General features: G+C 59.3%; 18 protein-coding genes. 11 read left to right on the top strand and 7 right to left on the bottom strand.

Annotated features, from left to right (window positions below; translation table 11 throughout):
* Positions 1-38 precede the first annotated feature (38 nt).
* Both EDC38_RS10035 and EDC38_RS10030 read right to left on the bottom strand, forming a co-directional pair.
* Complete coding sequence (locus tag EDC38_RS10035) at positions 39-1,208, bottom strand: imelysin family protein (RefSeq protein ID WP_123638396.1); 1,170 nt, start codon at positions 1,206-1,208, stop codon at positions 39-41.
* Entirely contained in the window at positions 1,181-1,837 is a 657-nt protein-coding gene (locus EDC38_RS10030) for a histidinol-phosphatase (RefSeq protein WP_123638395.1), read from the bottom strand. Before EDC38_RS10030 ends, EDC38_RS10035 begins: the two co-directional genes overlap by 28 nt.
* A gap of 149 nt (positions 1,838-1,986) precedes the next feature.
* On the opposite strand from EDC38_RS10030, the gene EDC38_RS10025 reads away from it, so the two are divergent.
* The 11 genes from EDC38_RS10025 (at position 1,987) to EDC38_RS09975 (ending at position 12,635) form a co-directional block, all read left to right on the top strand.
* A complete protein-coding gene (locus EDC38_RS10025; protein ID WP_123638394.1) occupies positions 1,987-2,514 on the top strand; it encodes an RNA pyrophosphohydrolase in 528 nt (175 codons plus the stop codon).
* On the top strand, positions 2,508-4,772 hold the full coding sequence (ptsP, locus tag EDC38_RS10020) for a phosphoenolpyruvate--protein phosphotransferase (RefSeq protein ID WP_123638393.1): 2,265 nt from the start codon (positions 2,508-2,510) through the stop codon (positions 4,770-4,772). The genes EDC38_RS10025 and ptsP overlap by 7 nt, the downstream gene beginning before the upstream one ends.
* A gap of 100 nt (positions 4,773-4,872) precedes the next feature.
* Positions 4,873-5,706, top strand: coding sequence for a prolipoprotein diacylglyceryl transferase (lgt, locus tag EDC38_RS10015; RefSeq protein WP_123638392.1), 834 nt, complete (start codon positions 4,873-4,875; stop codon positions 5,704-5,706).
* Positions 5,707-5,739: 33 nt separating this feature from the next.
* A complete protein-coding gene (locus EDC38_RS10010; RefSeq protein ID WP_123638391.1) occupies positions 5,740-6,579 on the top strand; it encodes a thymidylate synthase in 840 nt (279 codons plus the stop codon).
* Between the two features lie 31 nt (positions 6,580-6,610).
* Positions 6,611-7,111 (top strand): type 3 dihydrofolate reductase, encoded by a 501-nt coding sequence (folA, locus tag EDC38_RS10005; RefSeq protein ID WP_123638390.1) that lies wholly within the window; start codon positions 6,611-6,613, stop codon positions 7,109-7,111.
* A 277-nt stretch (positions 7,112-7,388) separates the two neighbouring features.
* Entirely contained in the window at positions 7,389-8,171 is a 783-nt protein-coding gene (locus tag EDC38_RS10000; RefSeq protein ID WP_123638389.1) for a DUF3450 domain-containing protein, read from the top strand.
* A complete protein-coding gene (locus EDC38_RS09995) occupies positions 8,168-9,553 on the top strand; it encodes a MotA/TolQ/ExbB proton channel family protein (protein ID WP_123638388.1) in 1,386 nt (461 codons plus the stop codon). The genes EDC38_RS10000 and EDC38_RS09995 overlap by 4 nt, the downstream gene beginning before the upstream one ends.
* Positions 9,554-9,563: 10 nt before the next feature.
* Entirely contained in the window at positions 9,564-10,091 is a 528-nt protein-coding gene (locus tag EDC38_RS09990) for a MotA/TolQ/ExbB proton channel family protein (RefSeq protein WP_024461373.1), read from the top strand.
* Between the two features lie 41 nt (positions 10,092-10,132).
* The gene (locus EDC38_RS09985; protein ID WP_123638387.1) at positions 10,133-10,537 is read left to right on the top strand and encodes an ExbD/TolR family protein; all 405 of its coding nucleotides are present in this window, start codon (positions 10,133-10,135) and stop codon (positions 10,535-10,537) included.
* 6 nt (positions 10,538-10,543) lie between these two features.
* Positions 10,544-11,170, top strand: a complete 627-nt coding sequence (locus EDC38_RS09980; protein ID WP_123638386.1) for an energy transducer TonB — start codon at positions 10,544-10,546, stop codon at positions 11,168-11,170.
* 16 nt (positions 11,171-11,186) lie between these two features.
* Positions 11,187-12,635, top strand: a complete 1,449-nt coding sequence (locus EDC38_RS09975; protein WP_170162888.1) for a tetratricopeptide repeat protein — start codon at positions 11,187-11,189, stop codon at positions 12,633-12,635.
* A gap of 109 nt (positions 12,636-12,744) precedes the next feature.
* Here the strand turns inward: EDC38_RS09975 and ilvD are convergent, their stop codons facing one another.
* From ilvD to EDC38_RS09950, 5 genes are all read right to left on the bottom strand, one after another.
* Positions 12,745-14,583 (bottom strand): dihydroxy-acid dehydratase, encoded by a 1,839-nt coding sequence (ilvD, locus tag EDC38_RS09970; RefSeq protein WP_123638384.1) that lies wholly within the window; start codon positions 14,581-14,583, stop codon positions 12,745-12,747.
* A gap of 220 nt (positions 14,584-14,803) precedes the next feature.
* Positions 14,804-16,117, bottom strand: coding sequence for an amino-acid N-acetyltransferase (gene argA / locus EDC38_RS09965; RefSeq protein ID WP_123638383.1), 1,314 nt, complete (start codon positions 16,115-16,117; stop codon positions 14,804-14,806).
* A 4-nt stretch (positions 16,118-16,121) separates the two neighbouring features.
* Positions 16,122-17,321 (bottom strand): acetylornithine deacetylase, encoded by a 1,200-nt coding sequence (argE, locus tag EDC38_RS09960; protein ID WP_123638382.1) that lies wholly within the window; start codon positions 17,319-17,321, stop codon positions 16,122-16,124.
* 193 nt (positions 17,322-17,514) lie between these two features.
* Positions 17,515-18,789 carry an inorganic phosphate transporter gene (locus tag EDC38_RS09955; protein WP_123638381.1) on the bottom strand — a complete coding sequence of 425 codons (1,275 nt, stop codon included), beginning with the start codon at positions 18,787-18,789 and terminating at the stop codon, positions 17,515-17,517.
* A gap of 33 nt (positions 18,790-18,822) precedes the next feature.
* Complete coding sequence (locus tag EDC38_RS09950) at positions 18,823-19,503, bottom strand: TIGR00153 family protein (RefSeq protein ID WP_024461365.1); 681 nt, start codon at positions 19,501-19,503, stop codon at positions 18,823-18,825.
* Positions 19,504-19,697 lie beyond the last annotated feature (194 nt).

Raw genomic sequence — 19,697 nt, 5'->3', positions numbered from 1 at the left:
CTCCTTTCCGTGAGGTCCGGGTTGTCGGGTTGTCATGTTTACGGCGCCGGTGCGAGTTCGGGCGCCGGCGTGCTCAGCGCCTGTCCGAGCGACCGAAGTTGCTCGCTCAAGCCCTGGGGATCAATCTCGTCCGCTTCATTCAGATTCCGGCTCAGTGTCTGCCATTGGGTCTGCCAGTCAGTGCGCTTCGGCTCGGGGATCAACCACTGCACGACCGCTGGATCTCCGGCGTTCAGCAACTGGTCGGTGCCGGCAAGGGCGCTGACCACCACACTCAGGGATTGTCCCGCAAAGGCGTTGTGGGCCTGTTCAGGTTCTTCGAGTTGTGCCAGCTCCCGGGGCAGACGCTCCTGCAGTAGTGACCGGAGCGCGTCGCTCAACAGGGGCAGTCGGCTGGCCGGGCTGAGCTTTCGGTAGGTGGCGGGAAGTCGCCCGCTGGTGGATTGCCAGTGTTGCTCGAGCAGTGCCAGGTCGTCCTGCAGTAACTGGCTGATCAGACGCACCAGGGCGCGGCGGCGGTTGTTGGGCAGTTGATCGACGGTCCGTTCGGCGTTCATCGGGTCGTCTCCGGCGGAGGTGCGGGGCTCGAAGTCGCTTACCGGCCGGTCGCCCTGCTCATCCCAGAGCAGGAACTCCAGCGCGTGCAGGCCCAGAGCCACGTCGGCCTCATCGGTCAGACCGTGCTGCTCGCGCAGGGTCTGCGCGTTTATGGAGAGGGTAATGTCGTTGACGATGCCGCTGTAGGGATAGTTCTCCAGGCCATCCAGATACCCGGGTTGGATGGGGTGAGCATCCACCTGAAAGGCGACTTCCCGTAGGTCGCCAAACAGGCCGGGACTGCTCTCACCCAGAGTCAGTAGCGGCTCGAGATGGTGCCAGCGAGTGTGACACTGATGCCAGGCCTCACGGGTGGCCACTAGGCCGTCCTCCCCCGGCTGAGCCAGAAAAGCGTCGAGTCGCTCGTGCATTGCAGCACAGGCCGTGCGCGCCTCACTGAGCCACTGCTCGCCCTGCTGCCAAGCCGACAGGGTGCTGTCGGCCAGCGCCGGGTCGGGGGCGGCGATGCTCTGTGTCTCGCGGGGCGATTCATCGGGAGTGGGGCCAGGGGACTCCGGACCCGGGTCGCAGCCGATCAACAGCAGGGCGGTCAGTAATGGGAGGGAGTGGGGGAACCGCATGGTCAGTTCCTCAGGCTGATGATCGGCCATTGACGTGCCTGCGCGGCTTCGGCCAGGCGCGGGTCCGGGTCAACGGCGGTCGGGTAACCCACCGACTCCAGCAGTGGCAGGTCGTTGGCCGAATCGCTATAGAAGTGGGCGTGTTCCAGAGCGTGGGGGTGTTCTTTCAGCCACTCCTTAAGACGAGTGACCTTGCCGCCCTGGAAGCAGGGCGTGCCGGTCGGGCGCCCGGTGTAGCCGCCGGGGCCGCGCTCGGCCTCACTGGCCAGCAAATGGGGAATGCCCAGGCGCTGTGCGATTGGGGTGGTGACCACATCATTGGTGGCGGTGATGATCAACAGTTGATGCCCTTGGTCTCGGTGGCTCTGAATCAGCGCCTGCGCCTTGTCCAGCATCAACGGCTCGATCCACTCGGACAGGAATTCGCGCTGCAGCTCGGCCACCTGCTGGTCGCTCAGGGAGGCAAAGGGCGCGAGGGAGAACCCGAGGTACTCGTGAATGTCCAGGCTGCCGTCCTGATAGGCGCGATAGAAGTCGTCGTTGCGGGATTTGTACTCCCCGGGATCGACCAGCGCCTTGTGGATCAGGAATTCGCCCCAGCGGTGGTCGCTGTCACCGGCGATCAGGGTGTTGTCCAGGTCAAAGATTGCGAGACTCACGGGGTACCTGCGGTTGCTTGGCTAAAGCCGCTAAGCATAGCGGCTCCTCAGGCCGGGCTCAACTGCGCCAATTGCTGAGCGCAATGACTTTATGGAACAATAGGCCAGAGTACTTTTATAACGACTGAAATAAGGATTGGCTGAGTCCCGTGATAGACGCCGAAGGTTTTCGCCCCAATGTGGGTATTGTATTGACCAATGACCAGGGCCAGTTGCTCTGGGCGCGGCGCGTTGGGGGGCAGGATGCCTGGCAGTTCCCGCAGGGTGGTATTCATGAAGGTGAGTCCCCGGAGCAGGCGCTGTACCGGGAGCTGCAGGAAGAGATAGGGCTGACCCGGGCGGATGTGGAAATGCTCGCCTGCACCCGGGGCTGGCTTCGCTACCGGCTGCCCAGCCGGCTGGTACGCCACAATTCCCAGCCGCTCTGCCTGGGTCAGAAACAGAAGTGGTTTCTGTTGCGACTGAAATCTCCCGAGAGCCGGATCTGCCTTGAAAATGGCGGTCGGGCCGAGTTCGATGACTGGAGTTGGGTCAGCTACTGGTATCCGCTGGCGAAAGTGGTTGCCTTCAAGCGCGAGGTCTACCGCCGAGCGCTCAAGGAGCTCTCTCCCTACCACAGCCAACTCGAGGCCGCCTGGTTTGATCCGGCCCGTGCACCGGCGAGCCGCACATGCTGAACTCCCTGCGTTCCATCGTCCAGGAGGTTAACGCGGCGCGGGACCTGAAGACCGCGCTGGCGATCATCGTCTCCCGGGTCAAGACCGCCATGAAAACCGAGGTCTGCTCGGTGTATCTGCGCGGCCCCGAGGGCGACTACGTACTGATGGCGACCGAGGGGCTCAACGCCGACGCGGTCGGTCGGGTGCGACTGAAAGACGGTGAAGGTCTGGTTGGCCGGGTCGTTACCCGGGAAGAACCCATCAACCTCGAGCAGGCTGAAACCCACCCCAGTTACCAATACTTCCCCGAAACCGGTGAGGAGCGCTTCAGCTCGTTCCTCGGCGTTCCCATTATCCACCACCGTAAAGTGCTGGGGGTGCTGGTGGTCCAGCAGGTGGAGCGGCGGCGGTTCGATGAGGGCGATGAAGCGTTTCTGGTCACCATGTCGGCCCAATTGGCGGGGGTGATCGCCCACGCCGAAGCGACCGGAGTGATGGTGGCCATTGGCGAAAAGGCGGCGCAAGCCAAATTTGCCGGTGTGTCCGGAGCCTCCGGGATTGCCATGGGCGAGGCGGTGGTGATCACCCCGCCGGCCGATCTGCGCTCGGTACCCTATAAAACCTGCACCGATGTGGAGGCGGAGCTCGCCTTTTTCCAGAAGTGCCTGCAGGCGGTGCGGGAAGATATCAAAGGCCTGGGAGAGCAGCTTAAAACCCGGCTGAACCGGGAAGAGCAGGCGCTTTTTGATGCCTATCTGGCGATGCTCAATGATGCGTCTCTGGGGAAAGAAGTCACGGAACGGATTCGCCAGGGGACTGCCGCACCCTCGGCCTGGGCCGATGTGATTCTGGAGCACGAACGCACCTTTAGCAGCATGAATGATGCCTATCTCAGAGAGCGGGCGACGGACCTGAGAGATCTGGGTCGGCGAGTACTCGCTTACCTGCAGGAGTCCAACCAGAAGTGCCGCATTTATCCCGATCAGACCATTCTGGTGGGTGAAGAGCTGACCGCCTCCATGCTCGGCGAAATTCCCAAAGACAAGCTGGCCGGCCTGGTGTCGGTGCAGGGCTCGAGCAACTCCCACGTGGCCATTCTCGCCCGGGCCATGGATATCCCCACGGTGATGGCGGCCGTGGACCTGCCCTACACTCAGGTGGATGGGCGGACCCTGATTGTCGACGGCTACAAGGGCACGGTATACACCGACCCGGGCCCGGAGCTGCGCAAGCACTACAAGGCGATCTATCTCGAAGAGCAGGAGTTGGTCAAGGGCCTGGAAGCGCTCAAGGACCTGCCCTGTGAAACCACCGATCACTACCGGCTGCCGCTATGGGTGAACACCGGTCTGATGACCGACGTGGTTCGCTCCCTGGAGCGCGGCGCCGAAGGGGTCGGCTTGTACCGCACTGAAGTCCCTTTTCTGCTGCGCGATCGCTTTCCCAGTGAGGAGGAGCAGCGCTCCATTTATCAGGAGCAGCTCTCGGCGTTCGCGCCTCACACCGTGACCATGCGGACCCTGGATATCGGCGGGGACAAGGCGTTGCCCTACTTCCCCATCGAAGAGGCAAACCCCTTCCTGGGCTGGCGCGGCATCCGCGTCACCCTGGACCATCCGGAGATTTTTCTGGCCCAGATTCGCGCCATGATCAAGGCCAGCGAGGGCCTGGATAACCTGCGGATTCTGCTGCCGATGATTACCAGCGTGCCCGAGCTGGAGGCGGCCAAGGTACTGATCTATCGGGCCTTCAATGAATTGCTGGAAGAGGGCCACTCGGTCAAGCTGCCGCCGCTCGGGGTAATGATCGAAGTGCCCTCGGCGGTCTATCAGGCCCGAGAGCTCTCGGCCCGGGTGGACTTCCTGTCGGTGGGTAGCAACGACCTGACCCAATACCTGCTGGCGGTGGACCGAAATAACGCCCGGGTCGCCGATGTCTATCAGGCGTACCATCCGGCGGTGCTGCGGGCGCTGCGCAGCGTGGTCGACGACGGTCACGCCGAGGGCGTCAGCGTGGGGATCTGTGGTGAGTTGGCCGGTGACCCGGGGGCGGCCATTCTGCTGATGGCCATGGGTTATGACGTGCTGTCGATGAACGCCACCAACCTGCCCAAGGTCAAGTCGGTGATTCGCAGTATCAGCCTGGAGCAGGCGCGAGCGTTGCTTTCTGAGGTGATGACCTTGCCGGACGCCGATCAGATCCGCCAGCGCGTCGACGACACCCTGCGTGATCTCGGCGCAACGCGCCTGATTCGCCCCGCCAGCTCCACCGATTGAGTGCCGGTCGGGCGAAGGCACTGTGTTCGTCATCCAACAGTGGTAGTATTCCCCCGCACTGATTTGTCCCACCGTTCACTGACTGCGATAAGCAAGGCTTATGAAATACCCCGAAATTGACCCGGTGGCCGTGAGTATTGGCCCGTTTGAGTTTGCCGGCCAGTCCTATGGTCCGTTGGATATTCACTGGTATGGTCTGATGTACCTGCTCGGCTTTGCCGGCGCCTGGCTTCTGGCTCTGCGCCGGGCTGGTTTTCCGCATACGGTGGTCCAGCGCTCCCAGGTGGAAAACCTCACGACTTATGTGGCTTTCGGGGTGATTTTGGGGGGGCGCTTTGGCTATGTCTTCTTCTACCATTTCAATTATTGGCTGAGCGACCCGATCTGGTTGTTTCGGGTCTGGGAAGGGGGAATGTCCTTCCACGGTGGGCTGCTCGGGGTCATCGTGGCGCTCGCCCTGTTCGCCTGGCGGAGCAAAGTGTCATTCCTGGCACTGACGGATTTTGTCGCGCCACTCGTCCCTATTGGTCTCGGGCTGGGGCGCCTGGGTAACTTTATTGGTCAGGAGCTGTGGGGGCGCGCGGCCGATGTGCCCTGGGCCATGGTATTTCCCAAAGACCCCGAGGGCATTGCACGGCATCCCTCGCAGCTTTATCAGGCAACCCTGGAAGGGTTGGTACTCTTTACTGTGCTGTACTGGTATTCATCCAAACCTCGCCCCAGGGGCACGGTGGCGGGGCTGTTTTTGGTGCTCTACGCCTGTTTCCGAATTTTTGCCGAATTTTTCCGCGAACCGGATCAGCACATCAGTTTTGACCTGTTTGGCTGGGTTACCCGGGGGCAATTGCTCTCCTTGCCGATGCTCATTCTCGGTATCGGACTGCTGGTGTGGAGCTGGCAGCAACAGGTCAAGCGCCGGCAGTCGGGACGCTGAGTTCGAACGTTTTTGGGGATCAGGTAATTCAACATGCAACAGTATTTGGCGCTGATGCGCGATGTCATCGACAACGGTCTGGATCGTGGGGACCGGACGGGAACCGGCACCCGGTCGGTATTCGGGCGACAGCTTCGGTTTGATCTGTCTGACGGTTTTCCGTTGGTCACCACCAAAACCGTGCACTTGAAAAGTGTGATTGTCGAGCTCTTGTGGTTTCTGCAGGGGCGCACGGATGTCACCTGGCTGCAAGAGCGTGGCTGTAAAATCTGGAACGAATGGGCCACGGCGGAGGGAGATCTGGGCCCGGTCTACGGCAAGCAGTGGCGCAGTTGGGCCTGCCCCGATGGTCGCACCATCGATCAGATCGGCGAGGTGATCGAGCAGATTCGCACCAACCCCAACTCCCGGCGCCTGATTGTCAGTGCCTGGAATCCGGCGGACCTGCCGGATGAGTCCCTGAGCCCCCAGAAGAACGCCGAGCAGGGGCGGATGGCCCTGGCGGCCTGCCATACCCTGTTCCAGTTTTACGTGGCGGACGGGAAATTGTCCTGTCAGCTCTACCAGCGCAGCGCCGACCTGTTCCTGGGGGTGCCTTTCAATATTGCCAGCTATGCGCTACTGACCCACATGATTGCTCAGCAGTGTGACCTGGGGGTGGGGGACTTTGTGCACACCTTCGGTGATTGTCACCTGTACCACAATCACCTGACCGACGATATTGTCTACGAGCAACTGCGCCGCGAACCCCGGCCGTTGCCAAAGCTGGTGATCGGGCGCCGACCGGAATCGGTGTTTGATTACCAGTTGGAAGATTTCCAGTTCGAGGGGTACGACCCCCATCCGAGAATCAAGGCACCGATTGCGGTGTGAAGTTCGTCACAGAAAAGGGGAACCTCGACGTATGACTGTGGCCTTAATAGTGGCGGCCGCCCGCAATGGAGTCATTGGCCGGAACAATGAGCTGCCCTGGCATCTGCCCGGCGACCTGAAGTATTTCAAGTCGGTTACTCTGGGCAAACCGGTCATCATGGGACGCAAGACCCATGAGTCCATCGGGCGCCCGCTGCCCGGAAGACTCAACATTGTGGTGAGCCGGCAGTCTCGAGAGGCGCGGGATCCGAGCCTGCGCTGGGTGACCAGTATCGAGGCCGCGATAGCCTTGGCCCGCCGGGAGCAGCCGGACGCTGAGGAAATCATGGTTATGGGCGGTGAAGAGATTTACCGCCAGAGTTTACCTCTGGCCGATCGGGTTTATCTGACCCGGATCGACCTGGAGGTGGAAGGGGATGCCCACTTTCCGTCGCTCAATGGCGAAGAGTGGCACCTCACCGACGAGCAGCCCGGAGCGAATGACGCTTCGGTGGGGCACGTCTTTCAACGGTACGATCGTATTACCGTTTGATGACAGCGCAAAAGCATTGGTCAATTTTTAAGCAGGTGTTACTTTAATCAGACAGTCAGCGGGACAATTTGTTACCTGAGTGATACCGATCTACCCACTTAGGAAACGGTTTCCTTAAAGCATTGAATGTGAAGTAAGCCTCTTATTACAATGCTGCGTTCTTGGCTGCCTCGTAGAGGTTTTTGCCAGCCTTTTGAAGGCACTGTGTGGATAACGTGTTGTGTGGCAGCTGCCTGTCGCAAACTCATCTGATGCAAGCACCCGAGTTGGGGGAAATATGAAAAAGCAGCGATTGAAAGCCGTGGCTCTGACCACCGCGCTTTCTGCCGGCGCGCTAATGGGTAGCGTTGCCGTGGCAGATGAAACCCTGGAGCAGATTCTCCAGGTCGGTGAGGCCAAAACCGCAATGGCCCAGGAATCTCAACAGCGGATTGACCGCCTGGCCCAGGAAACCGACGATCTGCTGCAGCAGTTCAAGGTGGTAAACAAGGAAATTGAAGGTCTGCGTACCTACAATCTCCAGCTGGAGCGTCAAATCGAAGCCCAGCAGCGCGTACTGCGCGATCTGGATCAGTCCATCGAGCAGGTCACCGTGATCGAGCGTCAGATTCAGCCGCTGGTCATGAACATGCTGGACGCACTGGAGCAGTTCGTAGAGCTGGACATGCCTTTCCACCTGGACGAACGTCGTGCCCGCTTGCAGATGTTGCGTGACAATCAGGATCGCGCCGATATTTCCGTGGCGGAAAAGTTCCGCCAGGTTCTGGAAGCCTATCGCATCGAATCTGAATACGGTCGCTTCCTCGATACTTACCGCGATTCGCTGGAAGTGGATGGCCAGGAGCGCGAAGTGAACATTCTGCGCGTTGGTCGTATCTCCCTCATGTATCAGACCACAGATACCGAGCAGCAGGGCGCCTGGGATAAAGAACAGGAAGCCTGGGTTCCGCTCGATGATTCTTACCGGAATCACATTCTCAAGGGTCTGCGCATTGCCCGTGACCAGGCAAGCCAGGACATCATGATGTTACCCGTTCAGGCTCCGGAGGCAGCACAATGAAGATGACGTTTTTGAAGGGCTCTCTGGTTGCCCTGACCGCGGGTCTGCTGAGCGCCAATGTCGCTCTGGCCCAAGACGATGACCAGGCCGGTTCGCTCGACGAGCTGCTGGAGATGGTGCGTGAGTCACGTGTCAACGAATCCCAGGAGCACCGTCAGCGCGAAGCTGAGTTCCGTCAGGAGCGCGGCCAGCAGCAGCAGTTGCTGGAACAGGCTCGCAATACCCGGGCTCAAGAAGAAAACCGCTCTGAAACCCTGGAAGCCCGCTACGACGAGCAAGAGCTCGAAGTGGATGCCAAGCGCAACCAGTTGAATGAGCGTCTGGGTTCTCTGCGTGAGTTGTTCGGTCACCTGACCTCAACTGCAGGTGACTTGCGTTCTAACATTCAGACTTCAATCATCAGTGCTCAATACCCGAACCGGGGTGAGTTCCTGAATGGCCTGATCGACAAGATGAACAGCAACACTCGTCTGCCCAGCATCGAGGAAATCGAGCGCCTGTGGTACGAAGTGCAGCGTCAGATGGTCGAAAGCGGTCGCATCGTCACGTTTAATGGCGAAGTGATCAAGCCCAATGGCGACAAGGTGGATCAGGAAGTTGTCCGTATCGGTTCCTACAACCTGGTGTCCGAAGGCAAGTACCTGGCCTTTATTCCGGATGGTGCCAAAATGGAAGAGCTGGCTCGTCAGCCTGCCGGCAACATTCAGGACGCGGCTGCCAACCTGCAAGCGGCCGATTCTGGCCTCGTTCGTGTGGGTATCGACCCGACTGGCCCGACCGGCGGTTCTCTGCTGACCGCGCTGATCGACAGCCCCACCTGGGGTGAGCGCTGGCATCAGGGCGGCGGCGTAGGCTACGTCATCACCGCCGTGGGTATCTTCGGCTTCCTGCTGGGTATCTGGCGGATCATCGTCCTGAGTGCGGTCAGTGCCAAAGTGACCTCTCAGCTGAAGTCCAGCACCCCGAGCGCCAACAACCCGCTGGGTCGTGTGCTGCAGGTGGCTGAGGACAACAAAGGGGTTGATCCCGAGACTCTGGAACTGAAGCTTGAAGAAGCCGTTCTGAAAGAGCGTCCGAAGATCGAAAGTGGTCTGGCCCTGCTGAAGATCATTGCTGCCGTCGCGCCGCTGATGGGTCTGTTGGGTACCGTGGTCGGTATGATTCTGACCTTCCAGGCGATCACCATCTTTGGTGCCGGCGATCCGAAGAACATGGCAGGCGGTATCTCCTCCGCTCTGATCACCACCGTTCTGGGTCTGGTTGTGGCAATTCCGACAGTATTGCTGCACACCATTGTTAACGGTCGCGCCAAGCGTATCATCCACATTCTGGATGAGCAGACTACCGGCATCGTTGCCGAGAACTCCGAGCGCAATAAGTAGGAGATAGACCATGACGGCAATAATGGAAGCGTTTGCAGCCATTAAAGCCTTTTTGGATCAAGGGGGCGGTGTGCTTGTGCTCATCGCCATCCTAACCTTCCTGATGTGGACCCTCATCTTTGAGAGGGTCTGGTACTTCAAAGGTGGTCTGAAAAGCGATGTCCAGGCGGCACTGGATCAGTGGGAAAGCCGTAGTGAGCGGAAATCGTGGAATGCCCACCAAATTCGTGAGGCGATGATTTCCCGGATCTCCGAGAAGATCAACACCAACATGGACATGATTGCCACCATGGTAAGTCTGTGCCCTCTGTTGGGTCTGCTCGGTACCGTGACCGGTATGATCGAGGTGTTTAACGTTCTGGCGATGACGGGCGGCGGCGACGCCAAACAGATGGCCGGCGGCGTATCGCGGGCAACAATTCCGACCATGGCAGGTATGGTGGCGGCCCTTTCCGGCCTGTTTGCCAACACTTACCTTGAGCGGATTGCCGATCGCGAAAATCACCTGTTTGCCGATCACCTGACGATGGATCACTAAGGCGAGCACCCAGTTTAAACCCGGTATTTAAGAGATATCCCATGAGCAGGAACAATCAGAAAGCCGAAGAAGAAGCTCAGGCCATTGACTTGACGCCCATGCTCGATGTGGTGTTCATCATGCTGATCTTCTTCATCGTGACTGCTACATTCATTAAAGAGACGGGGATTGAAGTCAATCGTCCTGAAGCGACCACCGCGGATCCGAAGGAAGAGGCTGCGATTCTGATTGCCGTTAACGCAAATAACGAAATCTGGATCGACAAACAGCAGGTGGACAAACGTGGTGTCCGGGCTCAAATTGAGCGTTTGCAGGCCGAAAACCCGAATGGGACAGTGGTTATCCAGGCGGACCAGGGTGCGGATATGGAGTTTGTTATCGCCATTACAGAATCCGCACGCGAGCTGGGTATTACCAACGTCGCTGTCTCCACTGAAGAGAACTAGGCTGCTATGAATTTTGCAAGAGTAGGTATCGCGGGGGGGTTGTCGGTCGTCGTGACGGTGGCCCTGCTGTTTTTGATGCAGTCCTTGATCAACTCCGACCTTGGTCAGGACGAAAAGCCGGAAGACCGTAAAATCGCCGACATCCATATGCCGGATACGGAGATTGAAACTCAGTACGAGGCGGCTAAGCCACAGAAGCCGGAGGATCCCAATGAGCCTCCGCCGGATATTCCGGAGCCCGAGTTTGACTCTCCGGATGTTGATGCGAGTGCTCTGAACATGGCCGCGCCGAGTATGGGGCTCGACATGAACATGGGCACGGGTGGCAACTTCTCCGGTGACGGCGAATATATGCCTATCGTGGCCGTGGCGCCCGAGTATCCACGTCGCGCGGCTCAGCGCGGAATCGAGGGTTTTGTGACGGTAAGCTTTACCGTGACGACTAACGGTTCAACTCGTGACGTAGTGGTGGTGGATGCTGTGGATACCGAAGGTCGCGAGACCAGTATCTTCAACCGTTCGGCGATTCGCGCTGCAGAGCGTTTCAAGTTCCGTCCGCGGACTGTAGACGGCGAGCCGGTGGAAGTGGCCGGTGTTAGCTATCGTTTCGTCTTTGAACTGGCGGACGAGTAGGTTGGGGGTTATGACAGTGAATAAACTACAAGCATTTTTTGCCGGTACGCTGAATCGCAGCCTGTTGGCGGCGGCGCTGATCACCGCTCCTGCCGTCTCTACTGTGGTTGTGAATGAGGTGGCACCGGAGGCCAGTGGTTGGCTTCAGGGCAGTGTTATGGCCCAGGAGCTCATCAGGCCGTCCAGCACGCCGCCGGAAACCCGCCGGATTCCCGGTATCAGTCAGCGGTTGAACGAAGAGCTCTCTGAGGTTCAGAGTTTCATTGATCCGGAAGAAGATTCCGGTCGTGAGCCGGACCTGAACGAAGCGTTGCGTCTGTTGCAGGAAATGGAACGCAACATCGGCGAATACAACGCCTATGAGCAGGCTCAGATCTACAACTTCGTTGCCAATGTCCATTTCCAGATGGATAACATGGATCGCACCATTGATGCGTTCGAAAAGGTTGTAGCTCGTTCTCCGCAGATTCCATCGGGTCTGGAAACTTCCACATGGCAGGTTCTGGGCAAGCTGCACATGCAGGAAGAGAACTTTGATGCAGCACTGGACGCCTTCGAAAACTGGACCAACATGGTCACCAGTATCGACGCCGACCAGTACTACGTGTTCTCTCTGCTGTTCTACCAGATGGGTGATGCGGATCGTGCGCTGGTTCATGTCAACGAAGCGGTTGAGATGGCCGAGCAGGATGGCGAGGTTCCCGAAGAAAACTGGTATGCCATGCAGCGTCTGTTGTACTTCGAAAAAGAAGATTACAGAAACACGCTGAATGTGCTGAAGAAGATGGTTCGGGACTACCCGAAGGTGTCGACCTGGCGCCAGCTGTCTGACATGTACAGCCTGCTGGAAGAGTTCGACAATCGTCTGCACTCCCTGGAAGTGGTGTATCTGCTCGACGGCCTGGACAAGGAAAACATCCTGGTATCCATGGCTTCCATGTATCTCGATCGGGATATCCCTTACAAGGCCGCCAAGGTCCTTGAAAAAGGTATCTACGAGGATGAGATCATCGAGCCGACCTCCCGCAATCTGGAGCTTCTTGCCAATGCCTGGAGCATGGCTCAGGAAGTTGAAAAATCCATGGTTGAAATGGAAAAGGCGGCCGAGAAGTCTGACGAGGGCGATCTGTTTGCGCGCTTGTCCGCTATCTACATGTTGAACGATCGCTACGAAGACTCTATCGACGCAGCTCGTGAAGCGTTGGATAAAGGGGTTGAACGTGCTGACCAGGTGTATCTGCGCATGGGCACTGCCTATGTCAATCTGGAGCAGTATGACGATGCGATTGAGACTCTGAAGGAAGCGGCCAAAGACAAGCGCAGCGAAGAAGCGGCCAAGCAGTGGATCAGTTTCGCCGAGAAAGAGAAAGCGCGCGAAGAGAAGGCTCGTAAAGAAGAAGAGCGTTATCAGGAGCGCAAGCGTAAGTGGGAAGAGGAAGACGGTCTGGTATTGCCAGGCGCTTAAGCCTCTGCTCTCAACGCACAAAAAAACCGGCCTCGAGCCGGTTTTTTTGTATCGGGCAAAATTGAATGCAGCGCGCGAGGCGTCCCTGCCAAGTGCCCGCAAGACGGGCTCAGTCGAGCTTACTCAGATCCCGTACGGCGCCTTTGTCGGCACTGGTCGCCAGCATGGCGTAGGCTTTCAGGGCGGTGCTGACTTTGCGCGGACGGGCTTCTTGGGGTTTCCACGCCCCCCGCGCATTCATGGCGTCGCGGCGCGCCTGCAGTTGTTCGTCACTCAGGCGCACCTCGATCTTGCGGTTGGGAATATCGATCAGAATGGTGTCGCCGTCCTCTACCAGACCAATGGCGCCACCCGCCGCCGCTTCCGGCGATACGTGTCCGATCGACAGGCCAGAAGTCCCGCCGGAGAAACGGCCGTCGGTCAGCAGTGCGCAATCCTTACCCAGCCCCTTGGATTTCAGGTAGCTGGTGGGATACAGCATTTCCTGCATACCGGGACCACCGCGAGGCCCTTCATAACGGACAATTACCACTTCGCCGGCTCTGACTTTCCCACTGAGAATCGCATCGACCGCCTCGTCCTGGCTTTCCACTACGCGCGCCGGCCCTTCAAACACCCAGCAGCTCTCATCGACCCCCGAGGTTTTCACCACACAGCCGTCCAGGGCGATATTGCCCTTCAGGACTGCCAGGCCCCCTTCGCGGGTAAAGGCGTGCTCCAGTGAGCGGATACAGCCGTTGGCGCGGTCGTCATCGAGGCTGGGCCAGCGAGTGGCCTGACTGAACGCCTGTTGGGTCGGGATACCCGCCGGACCGGCCTTGTAAAAGGTGCGTACCTCATCGGAGGTGGTCGTCGTAATATCCCAGTGATCCAGCGCCTCCTGGAAGGTGTTGCTGTGAACGGTGGGCAGGTCGGCATGGAGCAGACCGGCCCGGTTGAGTTCGGCCAGAATACTCATGACCCCACCGGCGCGGTGCACGTCTTCAATGTGATAGAGCTGAGTGTTGGGTGCGACTTTGCACAGCTGAGGAATCTCGCGGGACAGACGGTCGATATCGAACATGGTGAAATCGACTTCGCCTTCCTGCGCGGCCGCCAGCAGGTGCAGAATGGTATTGGTGGAACCGCCCATGGCAATATCCAGGGCCATGGCGTTCTCAAAGGCTTTGAAGTTGGCGATTGAGCGTGGCAGCACCCGCTCGTCGTCTTCCTCATAGTAGCGCTTGGTGATGTCCACGATACGTCGGGCGGCCTCAAGAAACAGCTCCTCCCGGTCGGCGTGGGTCGCCAATAGAGTGCCGTTACCGGGCAGTGACAGACCCAGTGCCTCGGTCAGGCAGTTCATGGAGTTGGCGGTGAACATCCCGGAGCAGGAACCGCAGGTCGGGCAGGCGGAGCGCTCGTACTCGGCCACGGTTTCGTCGTCCACCGAGTCGTCGGCGGCAATGACCATGGCATCAATCAGATCCAGGTTGTGATCTGCGAGTTTGGTTTTGCCCGCTTCCATAGGACCGCCAGATACAAAAATCACAGGGATGTTCAGGCGCATCGCGGCCATCAGCATTCCGGGGGTGATTTTGTCGCAGTTGGAGATGCACACCAGGGCGTCGGCACAGTGGGCATTGACCATGTACTCGACGGAGTCGGCGATGATGTCTCGCGAGGGCAGACTGTAGAGCATGCCGTCATGGCCCATGGCGATGCCGTCGTCGACCGCAATGGTGTTGAACTCTTTGGCCACACCACCGGCTTTTTCGATTTCCCTTGCGACCAGTTGGCCCATGTCCTTGAGATGAACATGGCCGGGCACAAATTGGGTAAAGGAGTTGGCGACGGCGATAATGGGTTTATGAAAGTCTTCGTCTTTCATCCCGGTGGCACGCCACAGGGCGCGAGCACCAGCCATATTCCGGCCAGCGGTGGTGGTCTTGGAGCGATAAACGGGCATGGTTCTACTCTTCGTCTGACGTAATAAAAAAGGCGTCAATAATAGCAGAAAACCCTGTGGGTGGTGTCGCGTCCGGTCCGGTGTAGGGTGCACTGTTCCCGGACACGCCGTGAATACATCCATGTAGGCTCGCATCGCGGGTCCCCCGCTCCACGGTCCGGGAACAGTATACCCAACCGCAGCGTTTCGATACGAAGCTCTAACGGTTTCTCAACCTGTCCTATAGGTTTTTGATAAAAATCTTCGAATTCCGCTGATAGTTATACAACCGACGCCGCGCAACAGGGAGGTCATCAATCTGCGCCTGAACAAACCCCTGCTCGATAAACCAATGAGCCGTCTGGGTGGTCAGCAGAAACAATTGCTTGATGCCCTGACGCCGCGCCATTTTCTCCATCTGAGTGAGCAGCGTCGACGCCCGGCCGCCCTTGCGGTACTCCGGATGGGTGACCACACAGGCCAGTTCCGCACTCTCCTCAAAGGGATACATGGCCGCACAGGCGATGATGGTGCCGTCCTTTTCCAGCACATGGAACCGGTCGATCTCCGTCTCCAAAAGCTCCCGGGAGCGGCGCACCAGAATGCCCTCATTCTCCAGCGGCGCGATCAGCTCCAGAATCCCGCCCACATCATCGATGGTGGCCCGGCGTAGTTGTTCGTAACTGTCCGAGTGCACCATGGTGCCCATACCGTCCCGGGTGAACAGCTCGCTGAGCATGGCGCCGTCGGCGGCGTAACTGAACAGTTGGGCGCGGGGCACGCCCTGCAGGCAGGCCAGGTAACAGGCCGAGAGTGCCTGACGGATATCGCCGCTGATCTGTTCGCCCTGTTGTTCCAGAAAGTCCCGGCACTCCTGCACAGCCAACTGCCTGACCAGTTCGCCGCTGGCATCGCTGACCCCCTCGGCTTCAATGAAGGCCAACAGCTTGTCCGCTTTCAGTGCGGAGGCCACTTGAGTGGCGACATCGGTGAAGGAAAGGTTGAAGGCTTCACCGGTGGTGGAGTAACCCAGCGGCGAGAGCAGGGCGATGGCGCCGGAGTCGAGTACGGTATTGAGTGAGCGGGTGTTGATCCGGCGGACCTTGCCGGTGTGCTGCAGATCGACGCCGTCGAGCACGCCGTGGGGCATGGCCACCACAAAGTTGCCGCTGATCACCTGCATGCGTGCGCCGTGCATGGGGGAGTTGGGCACCCCGGTGGACAGGGCCGCCTCCATCTGAATGCGGGCCTGGCCAATGGCTTGGGTGACCTGTTCCAGGTTGGCGGCGTCGGTGACTCGCAGGTTGCGGTGAAACTGGCTCTCGATGCCGGACTCGGCCAGTCGGGCATCAATCTGCGGTCGCGCACCGTGCACTACCACCAGTCGTACTCCCAGGCTGCTGAGCAGGGCGATGTCGTAGATGATGTTGCCGTAGTTGGGGTGCACCAGGGCTTCGCCGGGCAACATCAATACAAAGGTTTTACCCCGGTGTGCATTGATGTAGGGCGAGGAGTGCCTGAACCATTTGACGTAGTCTTGGGTTGAACCGGTCAAAGCGTTAGTTCCTTTTGTCAGACACAGGGGCTTCGGACGCCGCCGTGTCGGGCTGGATGCAGAAGCGATCAATCAGCCCGCTGAGAATGTCCACCGCCGGTGCCAGTTGTTGAATGTCGATAAACTCGTCGGGTTGATGGGCCTGGTTGATCGAGCCGGGCCCGAGCACCAGCGTCTCCATGCCCAAGGATTGCAGAAACGGGGCCTCTGTGGCGAAGGCCACCGCCTCACTGGTGTGGCCCGTGAGACGCTCACAGGCCTTTACCAGGGCGGAGTGCTCGTCCTGCTCGAAGGGCTCCACGCCAGCAAACAGTTCCGATAACACAATGTCGGTACCCGAGCGCTCGGCAATGGGGCGCAGGCGCCGGTAAATGGCCGCGCGCAGCTCGTCGTTGTCCATGCCGGGCAGCGCCCGCAGGTCGAAATGCAATTCGCACTCGGCGCAAATCCGGTTGGGGTTGTCGCCGCCATGGATGCAGCCGAGGTTCATGGTGGGCACATCCACCTGAAAGCCGGGATTGCGGTAGCGGGTCTGCAGTTCACTCCGGTATGTGAGCAGCTCGGAGATGACCCCGTGCATGGTTTCCAGAGCGTTCTTGCCCAGCGCCGGGTTCGAGGAGTGCCCGCTGGCGCCGCGCACCCGAATCGACTCCATCATGATGCCCTTGTGCATGCGCACCGGGCGCAGCTCGGTCGGTTCCCCAATCACCGCGTAGCGCGCCTTGGGGCGCCCCAGCTCCATCAGCGCCCGGGCGCCGCTCATGCTGCTCTCTTCATCGGCCGTAGCGATGACGATCAAGGGTTGCGCCAGAGGTTGATCAGCAACCGCATCGATGGCCGCGAGCACCGCCGGGAAAAAACCTTTCATGTCGGTGGCGCCCAGACCGTAGAGCTTGCCGTCTCTTTCCGTGAGCGAAAAGGGGTCGCTCTGCCAGCGGTTCTGATCGTAGGGTACGGTATCGCTGTGGCCAGACAGAACCAGCCCACCGGCGCCGGAGCCCTTGGTGGCAATCAGGTTGTGCTTGCCGCTCTTGCCCGGCACTGCCAGAAGCTCGCACTGGAAGCCGCGAGCCTCGAGCCAGTCGGCCAGCAGGTCGAGCACCTTGCGGTTGCCCATATCCCATTGGGGGTCGGAGCAGCTCACCGACGGTTGGGCGACCAACTGGGCCAGCTGGTCAGAATACAGTTTGAGATCGAAAGTCATACACGGCCGGATTCAGAGAATGTATCGGCAGTGTAATACAGGACGGAAATCATCGGTAGGGCACGCCAACAAACCCGGGTAGGTCGGGTTAGCCAAAGGCGTAACCCGAAATTTGGCGCGAGGCATGAATGTCGTGGCGTCGGTAGGGTGGATAAGGCCCAAGGGGCCGTCATCCACCTTGGTGATATTGGGATTACCCGAACACGCCTTTGAAGAAGAAGAAAAACAGAATGGCCAAACCGGCCCCAGCGGGCAAAGTGATAACCCAGGACATGAAAATGGTGCCAATCACCCGCAGATTCAGAGCGCCGATGCCCCGTGCCAGGCCAACACCCAATACTGCACCTACCAGGGTGTGCGTGGTGGATACCGGCAGGCCAGTGCCGGAGGCCAGAACCACCGTGCCGGCCGCGCCCAGTTCGGCGGCAAAACCGCGGCTTGGGGTCAGTTCGGTGATTTTCTTGCCAATGGTGGCAATCACCTTCCAGCCGTAGGTCGCCAGGCCCACGACGATGCCTGCCGCACCGATCAGCAGGACCCAGGCGGGTACCACCGCCTGTGCGCTGACCGCCTGGGTCTGCACCACGCTGACCACGGCCGCCAGCGGCCCCACGGCGTTAGCCACATCGTTGGAGCCGTGGGCGAAGGCCATGGCACAGGCGGTAAAAATCATCAGAATGCCGAATACCCGTTCAACGCTGGTGAAGCGGTTGACCGAGTCGGCCTCGTTGTCTCTCTTGATGCCGCGCATCATGCGCATGCCGAGCAGCGCGACCAGGACGCCGATCACGGCGGATACTCCCATGCTCTGGAAGAAACTGGGCTGAAAAGCCGAATCACTCAGCACATGCTTGAGGCCTTTCACCAGGGTTACCATGGCGATCAGGAAGCCTACGGCGAACATGTACAGTGGAATATAGCGCTTGGCGTTGCTGAAGGGGTCTTCGGTATTGAGGATCAGCTTCTGTACCGAGCGGAACAGCCAGAAGGAAATGGTACCCGCCAGCAGGGGCGATACCACCCAGCTCGCCACAATGGTGCCCACCTTGTTCCAGGCCACGGCTTCCATGGAAATGCCCACGGCGGCGAAACCGACAATGGCGCCGACGATGGAGTGGGTGGTGGATACCGGCCAGCCGAGAATACTGGCGATCAACAGCCAGGTGCCGGCCGCCAGAAGGGCGGATAGCATCCCGAAGACCAGAAGGTCCGGGTTTTCCGCCATGATGACGGGGTCGACAATGCCTTTGCGGATGGTGGAGGTCACCTCGCCGCCGGCGAGGTAGGCGCCGAGGAATTCGAACACCATGGCCACCAGAATGGCCTGTTTGATGGTCAGGGCTCGAGAGCCCACCGAGGTGCCCATGGCATTGGCGACGTCGTTGGCGCCAACGCCCCAGGCCATAAAGACGCCAAAGATGCAGGCGAGGATGAGCAGCGTCTGGCCGTATTCTGCGATCACGGTCATGTGGTTACCCCAATAGTCATTTGCAGGATTGAATTAACGCGCGAGCAGCAGTTCGAGACGGCCACCGACATCCTGAGCGCGATTGGCGAGGTCACCGATCCAGTCGATCACCTTATACAGAAACATCACGTCCACCGGCGGAAGGTCGGCCTCCAGGCTGTACAGGGTGGCGCGCATTTCCACTTCCAGTTGGTCGGTCTTGCGTTCCAGGGCATCCAGCTCCTGAATCATCTTTTCCACAATGCCCAGTTCCCGACCGCTGAAGCCGGTTTCCAGCAGTTCATCCAGCTCGTTGATGGCCACCAGCGCCTGCTCGGCGGCTTTCACCGCGGCGCCCACATACTCCAGGGTCATGTCCTGCATGGTGGCGGGAATGGTCATCTTGCGGCCGAGCATGATGCCGGCAATGTCTTTGGCGCGGTTGGCGATGCGGTCCTGCATGCTCAGCAGTTCCAGCAGATCGGTGCGCGGGACGGGTAGGAAAAGGCTCTTGGGCAGGTGCAGGCGGAGCTGCTTCTTCAGGGCATCGGCCTCGCGCTCCAGCTCGACAATGCGCTGTTGAACGGTTTCGACCTGCTCCCAATCGTCGGCGATCACGCACTCAAAGAAGCGCTGCAGCTCGCCGGTGGCGCGGATGGCCACGGCCATATGCTCCTGCATGGGCTTGATCGGAGAGCGCCCAAACAGGTTCGAGAAAGGGTTGTTGATAGCCATAGCGGTAGTTCCCCCTTGCGAAAGTGCGGGCAGTATAAAAACTTATGCCCGGCAGGTCACCCTTGAATTTGACATTTTTATGACAGAATCCCTGGTCATACCCCTGCCGTGTATGGTTCGTACGGGGCGAAGCGCCTTTCCTTGGTGTTGTCCGCGGATCAGACAGGCTACAATCGGGCGCATTGATTAAAGAA

It is taken from the genome of Marinimicrobium koreense (genome assembly GCF_003762925.1).
Classification (GTDB): domain Bacteria; phylum Pseudomonadota; class Gammaproteobacteria; order Pseudomonadales; family Cellvibrionaceae; genus Marinimicrobium; species Marinimicrobium koreense.
Note: the sequence above shows the minus strand (reverse complement) of the source record. Positions and strands in the feature narration are given on the sequence as shown.

Excerpts from the sequence above, each read along its gene's own strand:
- EDC38_RS10000 (WP_123638389.1), top strand. The coding sequence starts at position 7,389 with ATGAAAAAGCAGCGATTGAAAGCCGTGGCTCTGACCACCGCGCTTTCT.
- lgt (WP_123638392.1), top strand. The coding sequence starts at position 4,873 with ATGAAATACCCCGAAATTGACCCGGTGGCCGTGAGTATTGGCCCGTTT.
- EDC38_RS10035 (WP_123638396.1), bottom strand. The coding sequence starts at position 1,208 with ATGGCCGATCATCAGCCTGAGGAACTGACCATGCGGTTCCCCCACTCC.
- argE (WP_123638382.1), bottom strand. The coding sequence starts at position 17,321 with ATGACTTTCGATCTCAAACTGTATTCTGACCAGCTGGCCCAGTTGGTC.
- EDC38_RS09995 (WP_123638388.1), top strand. The coding sequence starts at position 8,168 with ATGAAGATGACGTTTTTGAAGGGCTCTCTGGTTGCCCTGACCGCGGGT.
- ptsP (WP_123638393.1), top strand. The coding sequence starts at position 2,508 with ATGCTGAACTCCCTGCGTTCCATCGTCCAGGAGGTTAACGCGGCGCGG.
- EDC38_RS09950 (WP_024461365.1), bottom strand. The coding sequence starts at position 19,503 with ATGGCTATCAACAACCCTTTCTCGAACCTGTTTGGGCGCTCTCCGATC.
- folA (WP_123638390.1), top strand. The coding sequence starts at position 6,611 with ATGACTGTGGCCTTAATAGTGGCGGCCGCCCGCAATGGAGTCATTGGC.
- EDC38_RS09980 (WP_123638386.1), top strand. The coding sequence starts at position 10,544 with ATGAATTTTGCAAGAGTAGGTATCGCGGGGGGGTTGTCGGTCGTCGTG.
- EDC38_RS09985 (WP_123638387.1), top strand. The coding sequence starts at position 10,133 with ATGAGCAGGAACAATCAGAAAGCCGAAGAAGAAGCTCAGGCCATTGAC.
- EDC38_RS09955 (WP_123638381.1), bottom strand. The coding sequence starts at position 18,789 with ATGACCGTGATCGCAGAATACGGCCAGACGCTGCTCATCCTCGCCTGC.
- EDC38_RS10010 (WP_123638391.1), top strand. The coding sequence starts at position 5,740 with ATGCAACAGTATTTGGCGCTGATGCGCGATGTCATCGACAACGGTCTG.
- EDC38_RS09990 (WP_024461373.1), top strand. The coding sequence starts at position 9,564 with ATGACGGCAATAATGGAAGCGTTTGCAGCCATTAAAGCCTTTTTGGAT.
- ilvD (WP_123638384.1), bottom strand. The coding sequence starts at position 14,583 with ATGCCCGTTTATCGCTCCAAGACCACCACCGCTGGCCGGAATATGGCT.